Annotated in this window: 11 protein-coding genes and 1 pseudogene; 6 read left to right on the top strand and 6 right to left on the bottom strand. The window is 35.7% G+C overall.

Going from position 1 to position 15037, the window contains the following annotated elements; genetic code table 11:
* Positions 1–6: 6 nt before the first annotated feature.
* From ACU1LP_RS08470 to ACU1LP_RS08455, 4 genes and pseudogenes are all read left to right on the top strand, one after another.
* Positions 7–513, top strand: a complete 507-nt coding sequence (locus tag ACU1LP_RS08470; RefSeq protein ID WP_445732234.1) for an OmpH family outer membrane protein — start codon at positions 7–9, stop codon at positions 511–513.
* 66 nt (positions 514–579) lie between these two features.
* On the top strand, positions 580–1359 hold the full coding sequence (murI, locus tag ACU1LP_RS08465) for a glutamate racemase (protein ID WP_445736035.1): 780 nt from the start codon (positions 580–582) through the stop codon (positions 1357–1359).
* A gap of 93 nt (positions 1360–1452) precedes the next feature.
* Entirely contained in the window at positions 1453–1875 is a 423-nt protein-coding gene (locus ACU1LP_RS08460) for a helix-turn-helix domain-containing protein (RefSeq protein ID WP_445732232.1), read from the top strand.
* Between the two features lie 23 nt (positions 1876–1898).
* Positions 1899–2414 (top strand): annotated as a pseudogene (locus ACU1LP_RS08455) (transposase); the annotation flags it as partial.
* Positions 2415–2696: 282 nt separating this feature from the next.
* Here the strand turns inward: ACU1LP_RS08455 and ACU1LP_RS08450 are convergent.
* The 5 genes from ACU1LP_RS08450 to ACU1LP_RS08430 all read right to left on the bottom strand — a co-directional run bounded on the left by ACU1LP_RS08450 (position 2697) and on the right by ACU1LP_RS08430 (position 9402).
* The gene (locus ACU1LP_RS08450) at positions 2697–3617 is read right to left on the bottom strand and encodes an alpha/beta hydrolase (protein WP_445732231.1); all 921 of its coding nucleotides are present in this window, start codon (positions 3615–3617) and stop codon (positions 2697–2699) included.
* A gap of 142 nt (positions 3618–3759) precedes the next feature.
* On the bottom strand, positions 3760–4035 hold the full coding sequence (locus ACU1LP_RS08445; protein WP_445736034.1) for an acyltransferase family protein: 276 nt from the start codon (positions 4033–4035) through the stop codon (positions 3760–3762).
* A gap of 201 nt (positions 4036–4236) precedes the next feature.
* Complete coding sequence (locus ACU1LP_RS08440) at positions 4237–5052, bottom strand: T9SS type A sorting domain-containing protein (protein WP_445736033.1); 816 nt, start codon at positions 5050–5052, stop codon at positions 4237–4239.
* Between the two features lie 217 nt (positions 5053–5269).
* The gene (locus ACU1LP_RS08435; RefSeq protein WP_445736032.1) at positions 5270–6694 is read right to left on the bottom strand and encodes a glycoside hydrolase family 125 protein; all 1425 of its coding nucleotides are present in this window, start codon (positions 6692–6694) and stop codon (positions 5270–5272) included.
* A 431-nt stretch (positions 6695–7125) separates the two neighbouring features.
* Complete coding sequence (locus tag ACU1LP_RS08430) at positions 7126–9402, bottom strand: GH92 family glycosyl hydrolase (protein WP_445732825.1); 2277 nt, start codon at positions 9400–9402, stop codon at positions 7126–7128.
* 424 nt (positions 9403–9826) lie between these two features.
* On the opposite strand from ACU1LP_RS08430, the gene ACU1LP_RS08425 reads away from it, so the two are divergent.
* Both ACU1LP_RS08425 and ACU1LP_RS08420 read left to right on the top strand, forming a co-directional pair.
* A complete protein-coding gene (locus ACU1LP_RS08425; protein WP_445734027.1) occupies positions 9827–10894 on the top strand; it encodes a glycoside hydrolase family 5 protein in 1068 nt (355 codons plus the stop codon).
* Between the two features lies 1 nt (position 10895).
* The gene (locus ACU1LP_RS08420; RefSeq protein WP_445734026.1) at positions 10896–12350 is read left to right on the top strand and encodes a sulfatase family protein; all 1455 of its coding nucleotides are present in this window, start codon (positions 10896–10898) and stop codon (positions 12348–12350) included.
* A gap of 1101 nt (positions 12351–13451) precedes the next feature.
* Here ACU1LP_RS08420 and ACU1LP_RS08415 read toward each other — a convergent pair.
* The gene (locus tag ACU1LP_RS08415; protein ID WP_445734025.1) at positions 13452–14921 is read right to left on the bottom strand and encodes a sulfatase; all 1470 of its coding nucleotides are present in this window, start codon (positions 14919–14921) and stop codon (positions 13452–13454) included.
* Positions 14922–15037: the final 116 nt, after the last annotated feature.

The following is a 15037-nucleotide window of genomic DNA, read 5'->3' as shown; positions in this document are numbered from 1 at the left end:
TTAAAAATGAAACAATTAAAAACCCTTTTATTAGCAACTGCATTATGTATTGGAACCGTAAGCTTTACGAGTGCCCAAAGCAAAATAGCGCATATAAACACGCAAGAGTTAATTACGGCAATGCCCGAGATGAAAGAAGCCCAAAAGCAATTGGAAACATTGAGCAAAACATATCAAACGGATATTCAAAGTTCTGTTACCGAGTTTCAAACATTGTTAAAGCAGTACGAAGCGGAAGCCGCTACAAAATCTGAGGAAGAAAACGCAAAAAGAGGCCAGGAAATTCAGGAAAAACAACAACGTATCCAACAATTTCAAGCAGATGCCCAAAAAGATTTACAGAAAAAAGAAATGGATTTATTACAACCCATTACCGAAAAAGCAAAAGCCGCTATTTTAAAAGTGGGTAGAGCACAAGGTTTTGAATATGTGTTGGATTCTTCCCAAGGAGTTACCATTTTAGCCGATGGCAAAAACCTCTTGGACGATGTTAAAAAAGCATTGGGTATATAATATCATCAAAAATAAAACTACTTAAAGCTGTCTTTTAAAAGGCAGCTTTTTTATTTTTGTTAAATTATGAACAAACAACCTATTGGTATTTTCGATTCCGGAGTTGGAGGCACCTCCATTTGGAAAGAAATTAACATGCTTTTACCTCATGAAAATACTATTTATTTAGCCGATAGTGCCAATGCACCCTATGGCACAAAAGGCAAAGAGGCCATAATAAATCTGAGTATTAAAAATACCGAATACTTAATTAACGAAGGCTGTAAACTTATAGTGGTGGCTTGCAATACGGCTACAACCAATGCCATAAGCATTTTACGGGAAGCTTATAACATTCCCTTTATTGGTATTGAGCCCGCCATTAAACCAGCGGCTCTTAACACTCAAACCAAAGCGGTGGGTATTCTTGCTACACAAGGCACACTTTCCAGTGAACTTTTCCATAAAACAACGGATTTGTTTGCAAGCAATATTAAAGTTATTGAACGTATTGGCGAAGGTATGGTAGAGCTTATAGAAAGTGGGCAATTGTATTCTGAAGATATGAAAGCTTTATTGAAATTATATTTACAGCCCATGATTGATGCCAATATTGATTATTTGGTTTTAGGTTGTACCCACTATCCTTATTTAATACCTTTATTGGTGGAATTACTTCCTAAGCATGTTAAGATTATAGATTCGGGCGAAGCCGTGGCGAGGCAAACCAGATCTGTTTTGCAACTTAACGGTTTGCTGAATCCTCAAAAAACCACTCCAAAAAATCAATTTTTCACAAATGGAAATCCTGAAGTTATGGCGGCTCTTTTAGAGAATAAGTTTGAGGTTGAATATCTGGATTTTTGATTGAACCAGGTAACCTAAGTCTATATAAACCATTTATACTAATTTGCTTTAATAATTACGATTTTGTATATTTGCCTCATAAAATTAAAGATTATGAGCTACCAAGTAAATTTGACCGAGGAAGAATTAGTTGATTTGAAACGGATAAAGCGCGAGGTCAAGGACAGCAAGATCCTGCGCAGGTATCAATGCCTACATATGCTGGACAAGGGTATGAAGCGACAAGAAGTAGCGGAATTGTTGGATGTGTACATAGACACAGTAACCGATTGGGTCAAAATATACCGTTGCGTTGGATTAGTAGCTTTGGGAGATTTAAAGTACGGCGGTCGCCGTCCATCGGCATTGGACGAGCATAAAGAGACTATAAAATCGTATATTAAATCGAACTCCGTAAATACCGTTTCGCAATTACAAGATTATATAAAAACCGATTTAAACATAGAAATAGAACATAGTTGGCTTAGCCGCTATCTAAAAAAAAACTCCGTTGCTCTTATAAAAAAACAAGGTTAGCACCAGGAAAAGCACAAGATGTCCAGGTTCAAAAAAACTTTATAGCCTTAATGGAATACCTTTATGAATGTGCGGTAAGGAATGATAGAGAAGTTTTGTTGTTTTCTGACCCAATGCACCAGATACACAATGTAGAAAATGATTATGCTTGGCAAGAGATAGGAAAAGCAGGGACAAAAGAGATTTCGTCCAATACAGGCAGAAGAAGGCTGAATATAATAGGGGCAATTAATCCGGTAACGATGCAACCGACCGTATTGCTTGAGGAAGAAAATTGCAATGCAGGCTCCATCGTACGATTATTAGAAGCCGTCAAAAAACAATATAACCAAGCAGAGACCATTTGCTTAATACTGGACAATGCCCGATATCAAAAGGGAAGAACGGCACAGGGCAAAGCGGAAGGACTTGGAATAGATCTAGTGTATTTACCAGCATATAGCCTGAATTTGATAGAACGGCTATGGAAATTTTTCAAAAAGAAAGTAATGAAAAACAAATACCTCACAGATTTTGAAAACATTCAAGACTGCCATTGAAGAATTCTTCGAGAATTTCGACCAATATAAAAACCAACTTGTAACCCTATTAAATTTTAAATTCGGAATTATTAAAGCAAAGTAGTATACAAAGTAACTGGACTTTAGCTCATAACTCAATGGTTTTCTTTTGTTTGTCTCTTAACTAAATGACGTTGCCCCTAGCCCCACCAAGGAGGGTAACGGTTTATCAAAAATTTTCAACTTCCGAATATGTATGTTTTCAAAATCTGTGAGGTTTATGTTTTTATTCTAAATGTTTGTCATCTACTAAAGAGAAGATTATTTAAGATTCTCCAACCAATCTGAAAGTAGGGTAGTCCAATTTTGCAAATATCCTTTTCCAACAGCCAAACCAAATCCATGGCCACCAGTGGGAAAGATGTGCATTTCCACAGAAACACCTTCTTTTACTAAAGCTTGATAAAATTGAATGCTGTTCATTACAGGCACCGCATCATCATCGGTACTATGGCAAATAAAGGTAGGCGGTGTGTTTTTATTCACATGTAATTCATTGGAATAAAAATCAATTAAATCTTGTTTTGGGTTAGCTCCCAATAAATTAGTCTTTGAACCTACATGGGTATAGGGAGCCTTCATGGTAATTACGGGGTACATTAATATCATAAAATCAGGTCGTGCGCTCAAAGAATCAATTGAATCCTTATTTTTTATTGTGTTTTCGTCGTAATGTGTGCCTAATGTGGACGCTAAATGACCAGCAGCAGAGAAACCAATAATTCCGATTTTATCTTTGGAAATATGCCATTTTTCAGCGTTGTATCTAACCAATCTGATGGCTCTTTGAGCATCTTGTAATGGTGCTTGATGATTAACTATTAAAGATTTTGATTCTGGTAATCTGTATTTTAAAACAAACGCAGTAATGCCTTTTGAATTGAGCCATTTGGCAATGTCTGTCCCTTCCCAATCATAGGCTAAATGATGGTATGCACCACCCGGACAAATGATTACGGCTTTGCCTGTGGCGCTTCTTTTTGTTGGAAGATAGACCTGCATAGCTGGTTCTTGTACATTGCCTATCCAAAATATGTCACCTTCATAGTATTGTTTTTCAACTTCATTAGATACTTTTTGATTAGGAATATTTTCAGTCCAAAGTGGAATGATTTGGTTTTGGCTAAAACAGTTGTTAATAGTTATCAGCAAGCAAAGGCTAAAGAATATATGTTTTCTCATAATTTGGTCCGTCGTTTATTAATTGGTTACTTCATTCATATTTAGCACTTACTCCACATTACTTATAACACATTGTTGTGTTCAGTTTTTATTTCGTTAATCTCATAAAATGATTCGCCAGCCATTTTCTGATTGGTATATCTTATAATCTTAATGATAGGTATGAAATTAGCAATGTACCTATCAAAAGTCCTGTTCCTACCCATATTCCTTGGCTTATTGTAATGTTATTATCAAAAACCCATGCACAATAAAGATAGATAAATGGAAAGTGAATGATATAAAGTGGATACGATATATCGCCAAGAAAAGCACAAATTTTATTCGTTAGTTTGCTTTTATTTTTACCGTTTGCCCCTATATATATGATTAATGGGAAGATAAAGATTACGGTTAATGAGTCATACAAACCATTCATCCATAAGTTTTCATTGCCACCAATCCGCGGTATTATTCAAAATATAGTGTAACTAAATTCTAGATTACAGAGCTTATTGTTTGATTCACTTTAGTCTCATTAAAAAATTAGAAAACCAATAAAATACTGCGCAGGTTTTTTTGCAAAAAAAAGGCACTAACAGCATAGAAACGCTGTTAGTGCTAACAAAAAGCAACTAAATTATTCTTTTATAAACTTTTTTGTAGTGATTTGCCCTAATTTATTTTGAATAGAAACAAGGTATAAACCCGTTTTAATATCGGATACATTAATAGAAGCACTGTTAGATGTTTTTATTAATTGGCCAGTAATACTAAGAATAGATATTTTAACACCATCTAAAGCTATTTGATTTCCTTTTAATTTAAGAACATTACTAACAGGATTAGGATAAACTTCTAAGCTATCCTGATTAAAATCCTTTGAAGAAAGGGTAGCCGAATTGGCTATATTATCAATATACCATACATCTCCTGAGGAATCAGCATTAGGATTTAAGAAAAACACAATGGAATCATATGTGGCTGAAGCTTCAGTCCCAGCAGCACCTTTATATTCTAAAGTTACATCAATTAATTGCCAATCTGATGTCCCTGAAGGAATAAATCCTACCTCGGCAACATTAACACCTGCTTTTTGTAATTGCACCATGCTCCAGTTACCATTTGGAGCTTTTAATGAGAATTGAAGTGAAATCAAATCACTATAATTCTGTACAGTAGTTAAATTAACCGTATTTCCATTAGTCCAAACACCTCCTCCATTAGTAAATTTAGCCACATTAGCAGAGGTATTAATACCAGATGTATTTGGGTTGGCAACTGCTTCGGATATGGCTCCTCCCCAAGCACCAAAGGAATAATTAGCAGGGTTTTCAAAATTCTCTATAATGGTTTGAGCCTGAAAATTGTGCGCCGTAAAAAATATACATAAAGCGAATAGAGACTTTAATGTAGTTTTTTTGATAAAATTTTGATAGGTAGTTTTGTTATTCATATTTAAAAAAGTTATGGTTAATAATAATAATAATAATAAAGATAGAGGTAATAACCATGGATACATAAAAATATAGTGCTAAACAACTGTGGTTTTGTTAATTAGGAGAGATTAGATATTATGTATTGAAAATCTCGTAAGATTCAAAATAAAAACAAAAAACCTTGCAACCGGACTTGCCACAAAAAGTTGGACAAGAAATATTTCCGCATAACCACTATTGTAAAAGTTCTGGGTTACTTTGGTAAGTTTTCCATAAAAACTCTCCAAACAGGGTATTTGCCCAAGCAAACCATTTTCTTGTGAAATTTGTGGGGTCATCTTTATGAAAGGTTTCATGCATAAACCCCGTATTCGCATGGGTTGTTTTTAACAGTTGGATACATGTTTTGATTTCATTTTTATCTGTGCTTGTTAACCCTCTCATGGTTATTGCCATGGGCCAAATCATATCCATGCCTACATGTGGACCTCCAATACCTTCGGCAGCTGTGCCTTTAAAGAAGAATGGGTTATCTAAAGATAAAATAAACCTTCTGGTATTTTCATATATTGGATCTTCTCTATCTACAGCCTCTAAGTACGGTAAGGATAATAAACTGGGCACATTGGCATCATCCATAAGTATGTGACTCCCGTAGCCATCTATTTCAAAAGCATAAATTTTTCCGTATTTTGGATGCTCTACTATCGCATGTTTTTGCAATGCTTTATAAACCTCGTCTGCTAATAATCTTAATGAGTTAGCGGTTTCTGAATCTTTAAAAATAGCTTCTATCATTTCCGCAGCTTGTTTTAAACTGACTACCGCAAAGAAATTGGATGGAATTAAAAAAGGAAAAACAGTCGCATCATCACTGGGCCTAAATGCTGAACAAATAAGTCCGACAGGATTTACAGGATACCCATAACCTCCCATGGGCAAGGTATCAGTAGCACGTTCTGTTTCGCGTTGAAAAGAGTAATTTCCCCGGCTTTCTTTTCGTTGTTGGTCTATAAATACCCGCAATGTTTCGAGTATACTTTGTTTCCAATGTTCATTAAAAGGCGCCACATGTCCTGTAGTTTTCCAATAATGATATGCTAATCGAATGGGATAACAAAGCGAGTCGATTTCCCACTTTCTTTCGTGGACCCCGGCCTGCATATCAGTGTTGTCTTTTTGCCAATAGCCTTTTTTTAAAGGGTCGTTGTAAAACGCATTGGCATAGGGATCTTTTAAGATGAATGTAGTTTGCTTCCTAATAACGCCTTCAATTAGTTTTTTTAGATGTTCATCTTTGTTTACAAACTCCAAATAAGGCCATACCTGTGCAGAACTATCCCGTAGCCACATGGCATCAATATCGCCAGTAATCACATAGGTTTCTGGTTTTCCGTTTGATTCTTCAAAGGTAACCGTGGTATCCAAAGTATTTGGAAAACAATTGTTGAACAACCACCCCAATTCTTTATCTGATACTTTCTTCTGAAATTCAGAAATAGCATTTTCTATGGCTGGACTATTAAAGTTTCGGTCTTTTTTTAGGGTTCTAACTACTGGAAATTCAGAAAATGAATCAGCGGAAATGGATAACGGATTCAAAAAACATAATCCACCACCTACAAGTGCTGTATTTTTTATAAATTTTCTACGTTGCATCTATTTAAAATATGATCATTTATACTTGACAAAAATATGTAATTGTATTTAGTACATGACAAAAAAAGATATTTCATTAAAATAACTATTAAAGTTGACCCCTCCGCCTATCGGCACCTCCCCTTGAAAAAAGGGGAGGAATTATTTCAGGAGCTTCTTTTAATAATTTGATGTTAATAAATTTTTGTCATGTACTTAAGTAATTGTATTAAAATGATTTACTGCTATTAACCCCTCCGCCTATCGGCATACCGAAATAAATTCGGCACAGGCTCTCCCCTTGAAAAAAAGGAGAGGAATTATATAGGAGGCTTATTATTAATGATTTAAGCGTGTCAAGTACTTATTAAAGAAGTAGATTTACGTTAAATATTTGTCGAGTGTTTTTGTTTTTTGGACTTTAGATTTCTCGTACTTTTCCCAGAGGTTGTTTATTTTGTCTTTTCAGTTTTAATAACCAAAGTGCCACCGTTGGTAGTCATATCAATATGGTTTATTTTGTAATCAATAGGGTTTCCGTTAAAAGACATATTTTTAATGACACCATCTATAGGGCCGTCTCTTTCAATAACCAATTGTTTACCCTTATAAAATTTAGGATTCAATTGGATGGTCGCCTTTTCAACCACAGGAGCAGTTACTAAATACTCTGGAGACCCTGGAGTGTCTGGATAAATGCCCATCATGGAAAACACCACCCAAGCAGACATGGCACCTGCATCATCGTTTCCGGGATAGCCGTTGGGCTTGGTTGTAAAATGTTCCTTTAACAAACGGTGCACGGTTTCTGCGGTCTTATAATTTTTTTGTTCGGTGTAGTTGTAAAAGTAAGGAAAGCCTAAACCGGGTTCATTGGTCATATCAAAATAATTTTTGTCGAACAAGGTATTTAACTGTGACAAAAATCGTTCATCTCCCATTTTTTTCTTTAAGGTTTCTATACCATGCGGTACGGAAAACAGATATTGCCACGAGCTGCCTTCACAAAAACCGGGGCCTCCCCGTAAGCCAAAATTCATTTCACTCCAAAGTTCTTGTGTAGGATCAAAAGGTTCGTACCAGCTCCCGTCCTTATTCTTTGGCTGAAACAGTGCCATGTCATCATTATAATTGTTCATAAAAGACATGGAATGTTTCAGATACTTTTTATAATCGGCGTCTTTTCCTAATGATTTGGCAACCTGGGCGATGTTGAAATCTGAAAGATTGAATTCCATAACGCTAGAAACCGCACCCCATACAATGCCGTTGTCCCATTGAAAATTCTTCACATCGCTAAATTCGCCATCCATAGCAATATATCCTAAGCTGTTATATTCTTTTAAGCCTCTTCGCATCAAATTACCTTCAACGTGGTTGGCGTGTTTTTCGAAGGCCTCATAAGCTTTGTTGATATCAAATTGGTTAATGCCTTTAATATAAGCGTCCCCTATAACAATGGGTGCTGGATCGCCCGTCATTAAATACGTTTCAGAATTAAAAATAGACCATTTTGGCAACCATCCCGATTCATCATAGATGTCTAACATGGTTTGGATCATTTCCAGTTGTCTTTCTGGGTAAGCCAAAGTGAACAATGGATGCGTGGTTCTATAAGTGTCCCAAAGTGAAAATGCCGTGTAACGTGTATGGTTGGTTTTACCTATCTCTTCACTTCCCATCTTTAAGTACTCGCCATTGGAATCGCTATAGGTAATGGGCATAAGAAGGGCATGGTATAATGAGGTATAAAAAACAGTTTTGTCATCTAAGGAATTTGTCTCAACAGTAATTTTGCTTAATTCTTGCTCCCACTCATCTTCCGATTCTTTTTTGACTTTTTCAAATTGAAAACCTTGTTGCTCTTCATTTAAATTCAGTAAGGCGTTATCGGTGGAAACATACGACACTCCAACTTTTATGTAAATGGTTGTTGGTTTTTCATTTTGGTAAACATATATGATGCCACTGGGTTCTTGTTCTAAATTTTGATTGAATTTAGGATTGGTCTTATTTGTGTAGGTTAGGTATGTTGAATCTGCTTTTTTATCCAATTCAGCATTAAAATAAACATTGTTTCTGTTTTCAGTTCCACAAAAATACCCCTCTAATTGATAGCCCTTTACTGAATTATTGGTATAACCTTCAACAACCCCGCCCTTAACATGGCCTTGTTGTGCCATTAAATCTAAATACACGTGGCTTTTTCCTGCTGGAAGCTCCACTTTCAATAAAACAGATCTTGTTGTGGTTGTAGCACTTACCCTTATGTTTTCATCGTCGAGTTTTACACTGTAGAACCCTGGACTTGCCACTTGTTCGGAATATTTTGACCCTAGATAGTTGCCTTGAAAAGGTTTTGCAAAGAATTTAAAGGGAACACTCCCAGCACCGGGACAACCTACCCCAGAAAAATTTACAGAACTAAAACCAAATATTTTATCTTGATCATTTCTATAGCCTGTTGCCAATTCCATTTTTGTGAAATCGAACGATTGCGGACTAAACGCTACCATGCCCCATGGGCGAACAGCACCTGGGTGCACATTTCCTTCTGTGTGGTGCGACCCATTTCCTTCTGTACCAATAAATGGGTTTACGTAAGATGTTAAAGTTCGTTGATCTTTATTATCAATTAATTTTTCAGTTTCAGATTTACAACTATAAAGGCATGCAATAATAAATAGGGTTAAAACGAAGGTGTACTTAATCTTTGTTCTTGATAACATGTAGTAACAGATTATATATTTTTAATTTTAAATAAAATTATGGCAGAAGAGTTTTTCAAGGCTATTATTTTAGAAAACAAGAGATAATATAACAACAAAGAAATCGTATTGATTTAAGGACAAATTAGCATCGGGTTTTTATTGCACATCATAAATTTCATATTTACTAAGAGGTTGTTTATGTGGTGTTTGACATCTTTTTTTTTGGGTTATACATGTGGTATTTATACTTGAAAATCCCATTTTAATAAACCTGTTTTTTAAATAGACCAATAGTTATTGCCTTTGAATTTATAAAATAATATGGTTAAACCATCAAAAAGAAACACCTTTGGAATAAGATGATAAAATTAATTTAAACAAAGTATAAAAAATGAAAGGTTGTACCAAGTTGATTCTCATAATCTTTATAAGTGCTTTTTTTATGTCATGCAGATTTGATAAAAATAAAACTTTAAAAGAAAAAATAGCTTCTGCTGTAAAAAGTAAACATACAAGGAAAACCTATAGAGGTGTTAATGTAGGATGTCATATTACCGAAAAGGATGTTGAGGATTTGGGAAATTCCGGAGCCAATTTGATGCGTTTAAGTACGCCGGTTTGCACTTTTATGCAATTGGAAGCACCTTATAATTATAATGAAACCGCATTCCAAAAATTAGATTCTGTATTAGATTGGGGAGAAAAGTATGGGGTTGATGTTATAATTGATCCACACAGATATCCTGGTACGATGCATAAATGGACCATGCTCGGGAACGACCCTTTTTTCAACGATTTTAAATATCACGATATTTTAATTGAATTTTGGAAGAAACTGGCAAAACAATGTGCTTCGCATGGGAGTGTGGTTGCTGGATATGATTTGCTTAACGAACCACAAGTAGATGTGGATATGCCCCTAAACACACCCAAAGATCTTAATTTGTTGTATAAAAAATTAACGAAAGCTATCAGGGAAGTAGATACCATACATACAATTGTTTATGCATTACCTCGTATTTACAATGAAAAAACAAAGGTTATGCAAGGTTATCATAAAGGTATAGAGATTATGGATATTCCTTTGGATGATAATATTTGCATCGAGACGCATACCTACATGCCCATGCCTTTTACACATCAAAACATTTGGGAAGAAGGCGAATATGTACCGTATCCAACAACAATAGATGGTATTACTTGGGATAGAGCTTATCTTGAAAAGGAACAAAAAGAACTGATAGCGTTTTCTCAAAAGCACCCTAATATCCCCATTTTAGTGGGGGAATTTAGTTGTCCTAGATGGACTGGGCAAGATGGCATTCGTTATTTAACCGATGTTATAGAAATTGCCGAAAAGCACAACTGGTCCTGGGCATACCACGCATTTCGCGAAAACCATGTATGGGATCCGGAAATGAATATTACCAACAGAAATGATAGCACACAAATCGTGAATGCACCCCGTTGGGAATTGTTAAAAACGTATTTTAAAAAGAATAAAAAGTGATATGTCAAAATTAAAGTTTCGTGTTGGGGTTTGCGCCATTGGATTCCTTATTTCATGTGGGTCTTCAAATAAAAAAAAGGTGGACGAACCCCAAGTAAAATACCCCAATATCATCTTGATTCTAGCAGATGATATGGGTTACGGCGACCCGAAATGTTATAATGAAAACTCTAAAATCCCGACGCCCCATATTGACCAATTAGCTAAGGAAGGGATGTTGTTTACAGATGCCCATACCAATTCCTCCGTTTGTACGCCAACGCGCTATGGAATTATAACAGGGCAATATGCATGGAGGAGCAGTTTGAAAAAAGGGGTTACTTGGAGTTATGATTCTTTGATTATAACTAAACAAACCAAAACCATCGCGTCACTTTTAAAGAAGAATGGTTATCAAACAGCAGCCATAGGAAAGTGGCACTTGGGTTTAGGTTGGCAAAAAGAAAAGGATTCCGTTTTATTCGATAAACCTTTAACGGCAGGACCCACCGATTTGGGTTTTGATTATTATTACGGCATTGCAGCTTCTTTAGACATAGCACCTTATGTGTACATTGAAAACAATAAAGTAACCGAATTGCCTACCCATTATTCTGAAGGGGGTTCTAAAGTTTATAAAGATGATTATTGGCGAAAAGGACTGGCAGCTCCCAATTTTGATCACTACAAAGTTTTAGATAATTTAACCGAACATGCTGAAAAGACCATTACTGATTTTTCCAAAAAGAAGGAACCTTTCTTTTTATATTTGCCATTAACGGCACCACATACGCCTTGGATTCCTAAAGATGGGTTTAAAGGTAAAAGTCAAGCTGGAAACTATGGCGATTTAGCCGCTGAGGTGGATGGTGTGGTAGGCAGGATAGAGGCTTTAGTAAAACGATTGCATATTGATGAAAACACCATTATCATTTTTACTTCAGATAATGGATCTGCATTAAAAAGTGAGGAGATGCAAACTTTTCAACATTTTGCCAATGGCGCATGGCGAGGAAGAAAAGGCGATATTTATGAAGGCGGTAACCGCGTACCATTTATTGTTAAATGGCCGGGGAAAATACAGAAAGGCACGGTGTCCAATCAACTCATTTCCACTACCGATTTTTATGCCACTTTTGCGGATCTTATAGATGTTTATTTGGATCAAGGTAAAGGTTCAAATCGAAAGGACAGTCAGTCTTTTTTACCAGCTCTGTTGCAAGAAAATCCTAAAGATAGTATGCGTACCAGTATGGTTTACCATTCCGTGGTGGGCATGTTTGCCTTAAGAGATAAAGACATGGTTTTTGTGAAAGGAAAGGGTAGTGGTGGCTTTATAGAAGTTCCAGACACTACACAGGTTAAAAATCCGTTTCAACTCTATAATTTAAATAAAAACCCTGAGCAGTTGTTAATATCAAAGAATAAAGAATTAGAACAAAAACTTCTTAAAAAACTGGATAGTATTATTCGATAATAACTGAGGCTGTTCAAAAAGTCTGTTTAATCTTTTTCTGGTTTAATTCCCCTTTTTGGTAGGTTCTGAGGTAAGATTAATTAGAAACTATTTACGAAAGCTTTTAAAAATTTGAAACATAAAGTGGAGATGTTCCCTCCTTGGAGGGGGTTAGGGGTGGGTTTTTAATATTTCAAAAACCTAAATTTAATCGAAGCCTATTATTTTCCTTAAAGTTCAGCCCACCACTAACCCCTTTCAATAGGTTACCGTGTACTACAAGTTTATTGATTTTTTTCAGCGCTTTTACGCGCATACCGCATAGCGGTTACAGTATTTTAGCCATACAATTTCTACCTACCACAAGTTTCCCGTAGGGGATAAACATAAAAATCAATGCCGTATTCCATAATGTTCAGTACATAATGGCATCCGAAATGGGTGTTTGGGCATAACTCCTACGGAGTATAACATTGGGAAGTCATCTGTTTCTAAAATACTTAATGCCCTACGGGCAAAACAATTATTTCCCTAAAAACATGTGGCTACACGCTAGCTCCCGAGAGGGGAAAGTTACATTTGATATTTAAATTTAAGTAATTTATGAAATTCTATACAGATAAAGATTCAAATTCGATTTTCAAAAGTTTAAACCGGTTTAGTATTACAAATTGGGAAAAATTTAAACGAGTTCACTATGGGATATTTTTATTGTGTATGCGAATCAAGGGTTAAAATATTGCAACTATTCAGCCGACTGAAAATTGGAGTGCGCGTTTGACTTAGGGGCGTTAGCCCTGTTGTCTTTGTAGCAAAATGTGACATGAAGATGAATTAGGGGCGTTAGCCCTGACATCTATGATTAAATAATTGTGTACGTGTTTCCCATGTTTATTAGATTTCAGGTTATATCTTTTTTGTTCGTTATCGTGTTATTTTGTGAAGATAACAGGGCTACGCCCCTTTTTATTTCATTAACGTTTGTATCTACGACGATTTTAGGGCTAACGCCCCTAATAGTGTATTCTAAATCCTTATGGGTTTTAATACTTTCAACACTTGATTCGCATTGTGTACTAAAATCAATAAGTTAAAATACTTCGACGAGTTCTTCTTATAAATTTAAGCATCCGGATGTTTGCCCCATTCTTTCCGTTTGGCTTCATCAAAATTGGGGTTGGGTTTTGGCATTTCAGCATGTATGTCCTTACGCCAATTCTTTAATAAGTTTAATAAAACTTCTGTCCTTTCTGGCTCTTTTTTTGAAAGGTCTGTGGTTTCTCCCACATCTTTTTTTAAGTTGAACAATTCAACGTGGTTATCATCTAAATATTGAATCAGCTTCCAATCGCCTTTTCTCACGGCACTGGCAGGTACATCATGGTGATAAACTGGGTAATGCCAAAAAAGGGTTCGACTAATATCGCTATTCGCTCCTTTTATTTCGGAAACTATGTTTTTTCCATCCATAACTTGATTTTTCTCTAAAGTGCCGTTGGCTATATCTAATAGGGTTGGAAAAAAATCTATACTGCTTACCAAGGCATTATTTTGGGCGCCTTTTTTTGCGGTCCCAGGCCATTTTATTATTAAAGGTTCCCTGATGCCGCCTTCAAAAACGGTTCCTTTTTCACCTCTTAAAGGTTTATTTGAAGTGGCAATATATTGTAGCGTATCATTCTCATAAAATGGCAAACTATGTGGGTCTAACAAAGGTATTTTGTCATATCTATGTACCAATCCTCCATTATCAGAAAAGAAAACAATGACTGTGTTCTCTTCCAGATTTAAAGCTTTTAACTTGGCCATTACACGACCAACACTGTTATCAATGTTTTCTATCATAGCTGCATATACCGCATTGGACGGATAATCTTTTGCCTTAGGCTTGTCTAAATATTTTTCCACTAGCTCTTTTTGGGCGTCCAGTTGAACATGCACATCAAAATGTGATATGAATAGAAAAAATGGTTTGTCTTGATTTTTTGTTATGAAATCGGTGCTCAGATTCGTTAATGCTTCAGAAAGTACCATATCTTCTGGAAAATTTTGTTTTGGTTGCATTGTAGATTGATATCCAAAAAATGGTGCACTATCAAATATTACACTTTCGTCGTAACCTCGATTTTTCGGTATGGATTTTTCGTCATTTCCCAAATGCCATTTTCCAAAGAAAGCTGTGGTATAACCTGCTTTTTTTAGGAGTTCACCTAGAGTTTCGGTATTGTAAGGTAAATGTTGAACCGTATTTATGGAGGCAAGAACATTTTCGTAAGGTCTCCAGTGTCCGGGAATCCAATCATTAATTCCCATTCTAGCAGGGTATAATCCCGTTTGGATACTAGCTCTGGTTGGCGAACAAACGGGGTTTGCAGCATAGGCATTGGTAAATTTTATACCATCTTGGGCTAGCTTTTCTAGGTTGGGAGCTTCGTTAAACGTATTACCATACATAGGTAAATCTGCCCATCCTAAATCATCAGCTAAAATGAATACAATATTTGGCGGTGCTTTTTTTGTAGTATTTTTAGAGGTGCAAGAAAATACAGTAAGTACTATCAATAAAATTTTAAACGGAAACTTCAATATCATATTAGTGATTTTTAATGAACTACTAAAATCAATAATTAGACCTTAAATCCGCAAGCGAATGTTGAAAAGAAAGTTGAAAAGTCAGTAAAACCAGTGCTTTAAAGACTTTTCACTTT

Source organism: Mariniflexile sp., assembly GCF_052728615.1.
Note: the sequence above shows the minus strand (reverse complement) of the source record. Positions and strands in the feature narration are given on the sequence as shown.